This is a genomic window from Streptomyces sp. (assembly GCF_036524955.1).
Classification (GTDB): Bacteria; Actinomycetota; Actinomycetes; order Streptomycetales; family Streptomycetaceae; genus Actinacidiphila.
Map to the genome: position 1 here is coordinate 1 of NZ_DATDBG010000008.1, position 5,792 is coordinate 5,792.

The 5,792-nt window shown below is 70.0% G+C and carries 6 protein-coding genes and 2 pseudogenes; 3 read left to right on the forward strand and 5 right to left on the reverse strand.

Features of this window, described 5'->3' with window-relative positions:
- Positions 1–40 precede the first annotated feature (40 nt).
- Together VIW71_RS00495 and VIW71_RS00500 are read right to left on the reverse strand one after the other, a co-directional pair.
- Entirely contained in the window at positions 41–220 is a 180-nt protein-coding gene (locus tag VIW71_RS00495) for a hypothetical protein (protein ID WP_331619747.1), read from the reverse strand.
- Positions 217–462, reverse strand: coding sequence for a helix-turn-helix domain-containing protein (locus VIW71_RS00500; RefSeq protein WP_331619748.1), 246 nt, complete (start codon positions 460–462; stop codon positions 217–219). The genes VIW71_RS00495 and VIW71_RS00500 overlap by 4 nt, the downstream gene beginning before the upstream one ends.
- 166 nt (positions 463–628) lie before the next feature.
- Between VIW71_RS00500 and VIW71_RS00505 the strand changes: the two genes are divergently transcribed.
- Entirely contained in the window at positions 629–1,027 is a 399-nt protein-coding gene (locus VIW71_RS00505) for a helix-turn-helix domain-containing protein (protein ID WP_331619749.1), read from the forward strand.
- A 53-nt stretch (positions 1,028–1,080) separates the two neighbouring features.
- Here the strand turns inward: VIW71_RS00505 and VIW71_RS00510 are convergent.
- Together VIW71_RS00510 and ssd are read right to left on the reverse strand one after the other, a co-directional pair.
- A pseudogene (locus VIW71_RS00510) lies at positions 1,081–1,911 on the reverse strand (TadA family conjugal transfer-associated ATPase); the annotation flags it as partial.
- Positions 1,908–3,017, reverse strand: coding sequence for a septum site-determining protein Ssd (ssd, locus tag VIW71_RS00515; RefSeq protein WP_331619750.1), 1,110 nt, complete (start codon positions 3,015–3,017; stop codon positions 1,908–1,910). The gene ssd and the pseudogene VIW71_RS00510, both read right to left, overlap by 4 nt.
- A gap of 439 nt (positions 3,018–3,456) precedes the next feature.
- Between ssd and VIW71_RS00520 the strand changes: the two genes are divergently transcribed.
- The gene (locus tag VIW71_RS00520) at positions 3,457–4,302 is read left to right on the forward strand and encodes an HAD family hydrolase (protein WP_331619753.1); all 846 of its coding nucleotides are present in this window, start codon (positions 3,457–3,459) and stop codon (positions 4,300–4,302) included.
- A gap of 388 nt (positions 4,303–4,690) precedes the next feature.
- Here the strand turns inward: VIW71_RS00520 and VIW71_RS00525 are convergent, their stop codons facing one another.
- A complete protein-coding gene (locus VIW71_RS00525) occupies positions 4,691–5,548 on the reverse strand; it encodes an oxidoreductase (RefSeq protein ID WP_331619751.1) in 858 nt (285 codons plus the stop codon).
- 103 nt (positions 5,549–5,651) lie between these two features.
- Between VIW71_RS00525 and VIW71_RS00530 the strand changes: the two are divergent.
- Positions 5,652–5,792: pseudogene (locus VIW71_RS00530) on the forward strand (ATP-binding protein); the annotation flags it as partial.

Here is a 5,792-nt window from a genome sequence, read left to right on the forward strand (position 1 = left end):
TGGGGCCGCTCGGGTCGCGTCCGGGCGGCCCCGCCCCATGTCAAGCAGCGGTCGTGGCGCCAGGGGGCGTCAGCTGCAGGTAGGGCCGGTGGAGGATCGCCAGGCGGGCGATCTCCTCGGCCGTCAGCGCGCAGCGCGGGCAGTCGCCGGGGCCCAGGCCGTGCTCGCACGGCGCGTCCCAGCCGGCCTGCCAGGCCTCGTCCGCAGTACGGCAGATCACGCGGACGCTCGCTCATTGGTCACCGGGTGCTCGGCGTACGGCGACACGGTGATATCGGCGATCTCGCAGCAGAGGATGCCCGCCGCCGTCCGCAGGTATCGGGGGCCCGCGTTGCTGTGACCCAGCTCCACCTGGCTGACATGCGTCAGCGTGTAGCCGGCCCGCCGGGCGAACTCCGTCAAGGTCAGGCCTTGCAGTTCGCGCCGTCGACGCAGCTCACGTCCGTTGGTCTGAAGTGGCATGGCTCGATGCAACCACGACCTATAGCGAACCTGCAAGGAACCTGTAAGAAAACTTGCAAGACTCTGGTCCCGCGCCTCCCACGTGCGCCCCTAGCGCCCCTTTTGGGCACATGAAAACGGAGATGTCTTATAGATTTTTTAAAGAGGCCGTGGCAATCTGCTGCCCATGAGTGAGCCCAGCGCCACCCCTCCGGTCGGGAGGCAACTGGCCGAGCGACGTGATGAGCTGAACCTTTCGCAGGTGGCTCTCGCCGAACTCATCGGGGTCACCTCCACGTCAGTGAGCGCGGCCGAGAACGGACGATCGTCGATCCAGCGGGGGAAGCGGTCGGCCTGGGAGCGCGCGCTCGCGCTGAAACCCGGCACGATCAGCCGCGCCTACGCCCGAGGCACCCTGCTTGAGCCGCTGGACGACACCTCGGTCTCAACGCCAAGCCCGTACGCGGATATGAGCAACCCTCGCGAGCGAGCCATCTGGGAGATGTCGATCTCGGAGGCGGACCGGCGCATGATCATCGACCTGCTCCGGCAGGAACGCCACGATTCCGGGCAACGGCCGGCTTAGCTCTGCCACCAGCGACTTTGGCGGCTCAGTGGCCTGTTCGCTTGTGTTGGTGTCAAGCGGCTGGTTAGCTCCGTCACCTCGACCCCGCGCACCTCGCCGACGACGAGCCGGTCGGGCCGCATCCGCAGGGCCTGGCGAACCAGGTCCCGCAGGGTGACATGACCGGCGCCCTCCTGGTTGGCGGGGCGGGTCTCCAGGCGGACCACGTGCGGGTGATCGGGCCGCAGTTCGGCGGAGTCCTCGGCGAGGACGATGCGCGCCGCGGGGTCGACCAGGCCGAGCAGGCAGCTCAGCAGCGTGGTCTTCCCCGACCCGGTGCCGCCGCTGATCATGAACGACAGGCGTGCGTCGAGGACGGCGCGCAGCACTGCGCCGGTCTCGGCGTCGAGGGTGCCCGCGGTCACGAGTTCGCCCAGGGTGAAAGCCCGGGCCCGCACCACGCGCAGGGACAGGCAGGGGGAGCCGACGGCGACGGGCGGCAGAACGGCGTGCAATCGGGTGCCGTCGGGCAGCCGGGCGTCGACCCACGGCCGGGCGTCGTCAAGCCGCCGTCCGGCCGTGGTCGCCAGCCGCTGGGCGAGCCTGCGGACGGCCGCGGTGTCGGCGAAGCGGACGTCCCTGCGCTCCAGGCCGCGACCGCGGTCGATCCACACCTGGTCCGGAGCGTTGACGAGGATGTCGGTGACCTCGGGGTCGGCGAGCAGCGGCTCCAGCGGGCCCGCGCCCACCAGTTCCGAGCGGAGTGCGGCGACGACGCCGAGCACTTCGGAGTCGCCGAGCAGCCGGCCCTGGGCCCGTAGCGCTGCGGCCACCCGGGCTGGGGTGGGTTCGCCGCCGTCTTCCGCGAGGCGCAGCCGTACGGCGTCGAGGAGTTCGGCGGTCATACCGTCACGCTCCCGCCCCTGGGCAGCGCCTGCGCGAGGAAGGCGGTGCAGAACCGGGCAAGGGGTCCGCGCCCCGACGAGCCGGGCGGGCCGCCACCGAGCAGGCCGTCCGCGAGGGCGGGTTCGGCCGGCAGTTCGCCGGCGAGCGGCAGTCCGACGAGCCGGGCGATCTCGTGGTCGTCGAGCCCGGAGCCGAAGGGTCCGCGAGCCACGATGCGCAGGTCCTTCAGGACCATGGTCACCGCCGCCGCGACGCGGGCTGCCGCGGCCACCGCCCGCAGTTCGGACGGCACGACCAGGAGACCGACGTCGATCTGGGCGAGCGTCTCGGCCACCGCCTCGTCCACCCGGCGCGGCAGGTCGACCACGACCACCCCGCCGCGCCGCCTGGCGGCGCCCAGCACGGATCGCATGGCCTGCGGCGGAACGGCCACGCAGTCGCCGCGGTCCCAGCTCAGGACGCTGAGCGAGTCGAGTCTGGGTAGCGACTCTTCCAGGGCGCCGCTGTTGACACGCCCGCGCGAGTCGGCGAAGTCGGGCCAGCGCAGCCCACCGGTGCGTTCCGCGCCGAGCAGGATGTCGAGGCCGCCGCCGAGCGGGTCACCGTCGATGAGCATGGAGCGGCGCCCACCGCGGGCTGCGGTGACGGCGAGCGCGCAGGCCAGGGTGCTGGCCCCGGCGCCGCCCCGGCCGCCGACCACACCGATGGTCAGAGCGGGCTCCCCGGCGCCTTCGGCGATGTCGGCCATCCGGTCGACGAGCCAGGTCTCGGCGTCCGGAAGGAAGGTCACATGATCGGCGCCGATGTCCATGGCCCGATGCCAGATTTCCGGGTCGTCGAGGTTCCTGCCGATGAGCAGCACGCCTTTGCGGCGGGCGGCGCCCCGTACTCTCCCGGAAGCCTCGGCTCCGACCAGAACCAGCGGCGCATTGTCCCAACTTGTCGCACGAGGTGGCGCCTCGAAGACCACTTCCGGTTCAGTACCGGCTGCGGCGCACAGCCTGAGCAGATCATCGAGGAGACTTTCGTCCTCGGTGACAATCAGCGGTCCGCCCGGCCGTTCCGCAACGCCCGGCAGCGGGCCGGGCGCGATGGAGCCTGCCATTTCTCTGTCCCCCGTCGCTTGAGATGCGAGCACGGCGTGCTTCGCCTGTGATCAGCTTGGGACACGTCGAGGAATTGAGATGATCTTGGTCGGAATCGGTGGACAACTCGGCGATTGTGGATAACTCCGCCACTCGGAAGGGTGAGTTCGACGCGATCGCGAAACGATTACGGTCCGTCACTCGTCGTAAACACCAGAGCGCACAGACGTACGAAGGAGCGCGACATGGTCGAGTACGACGAAGCCCCCTACCCGGAGCGGGTGAACGCATCCGGACATGCGACGACCCCCGCCGGGGGGGAGAGCGGGGGTCGTCCCCACGGTCCGACTCGGGGGGGGAGGAGCCAGACCGGGTTAGCACGGTCGCGAACGATCCGTGACTTCCATGGTGTACCCGAAGCCCTTCTCGGGCAAACCCACGCGCCTGAGCTTACGCCGAATGGTGGTTGCCTATGCTCGTCTCGTGGAAAACCACCTGCCGCCGCGCACCGCGGCGTTCTTCGATCTCGACAAGACCGTGATCGCCAAGTCCAGCACGCTCGCCTTCGGGCGATCCTTCTACCAGGGCGGCCTCATCAACAGGCGCGCGGTATTGCGCACCGCATATGCCCAGTTCGTGTACTTGGTCGGTGGCGCAGATCACGACCAGATGGAAGGTATGCGCAAATACCTCTCCGATCTGTGCCGGGGCTGGAATGTGCAGCAGGTACGGGAGATCGTGGCGGAGACCCTGCATGACCTGATCGACCCGATCATCTACGAAGAGGCTGCCTCGTTGATCGAGGAACACCACGCGGCCGGCCGCGATGTGGTGATCGTCAGTGCCTCCGGATCCGAGGTCGTCGAGCCGATCGGCGAGATGCTGGGCGCCGACCATGTCGTAGCCACCCGAATGGTCGTCGAGAACGGCGCGTACAACGGCGAGATCGAGCACTACGTCTACGGTCCGGCGAAAGCCGAAGCCATCACCCGGCTTGCGGAGTCGGAGGGCTACGACTTGGAAAGGTGTTTCGCATACAGCGACTCGGTGACCGACATCCCCATGCTGGAGTCGGTGGGTCATCCGTACGCGGTCAACCCGGACCGCGCACTGCGCAGGGAGGCCACCGCCCGCGAGTGGCCGGTACTGACCTTCAGTCGTCCGGTACGGCTGAACCAGCGCATCCCGTCGCTGCCGATGGCACCGGCCCCGGCGCTCGCCGTCGCCGTGCTCGGAGCAGCCGCCGCCACCGCGGGGCTGGTCTGGCTGGCAGCACGCCGTCGCCGGCCCATGTATTTGTCCTGATTGATCTGAAAAGTAAAAAGTGCAGCCAGGGGTTCCGCTTCAAGCCGGTCAGCGGTAGAAAGGACATAGCGGCCCGCGAGACCACGGAGTTCCGAGAGGAAGACCGAGTTCACAGCAGATGGCCCCACGGACCGAGCATGAAAGTTGGGCACCCACGCGTAGCCGACCCGCCAACCGGGCCAGCCGCACCAGGTAACGGGCCAAGATCCCGGCCTGATCGGCAGAATAAGCGCACGCACTGGTAACTCGGCGGACATGCCAGCGGCGGCACCCCATGGTGCCGCCGCAACCCTTTCCTGGCACCTTCACCCGCTTGCCGTCGGTGGCAGTCCGCTCGTCCTCTCGCCTCAGCCACCCGCCGCGGATCGCCCCCTTCGGACGATGACAGTCAGGCCGCGCCCCGCTGAAGCGCCTCGCAGACGGCGACACTCTCGCGCACGCCGAGTTCCAGCGCCCGGCCGCAATGCGCGATCCACTCGGCCATCCCCTCGGGCGTGCCGGAGGCGTAGCCCTCAAGAGCCTTGAGGTATCCGGCCCGGCCCAGTTCCGCGTGACCGACCTCGGCGGGGCAGATCGACTTCGGGTCCAGTCCGCTGCCGACCAGCACGACACGTTCGGCTGCGCGGGCGACCGGTCCGTTGAAGGAGCCAAAGGCCCGCAGGCAGAGCAGTTCGCCGTGCACGACCGCGCCGACCACCAGTGCGGGCGCCGAGGACCCCGCCCGCAGCAGCTCGGCGAGGCCATCGAGGCGTGCGGCCACCTCTCCCGGCTCCGGCAGCGGAATCTCGGCGATCCCCACCAGCGGCTCGGCCACCGGCTCCGCGGCAAGCCGTGGCCGGCCCACCGTGGACTCCTCCGCCACTCCGGCCGCGGCCACCAGGTGCAGCCGAGCCAGCGCCTGCACCGGCGACTGCCGCCAGACGCTGAGAAGCTGCCCGGCCTCCGCGGTCAGCCGCAGCGCCGCGCCGACCGTGCGGGCCTGCTCGTCGGCCGAGAAATCGCTGCGCCGCCGCACCTCCTCCAGCGGCCAGTCGGCGCCGGCCAGCGCCGCCGAGGCGCGCGCACCGCGCAGGGCCGCCTCGGATGCCACCTCGTTGGACCGGCGGCGCATCACCCGGTGCCCGTAGACCTTGTCCACGGTCTGCCGTACGGAGTCCACCGCCTCGGGCACGCCCGGCAGCGCCCCGAGGACAGCCAGCGGGTCCGCCTGGCCGGGGGCGGGGGAAGGAGCAGCATTCATAGCCATGTCCCGACCCTACGCATCACCGAGCTGGCGAAGGACCCAGATCGAGTGGCCTTGCCCACTCAGAAGGCTCTTGGGCGCGGCCCCGCCACTTCGCTCAGCGAGCATGAGGATCGCTCCCGTGGGAAAGGGGACAGCGCCAACCACGCTGTCCCCGCTGTTCATCCGCCATCTCGCCGCGCGCGGTCCGGTCGTCGCGATCGACGCGGACATCGACCAGCACCTGGGTTCGGCGCGCGGCGCCACG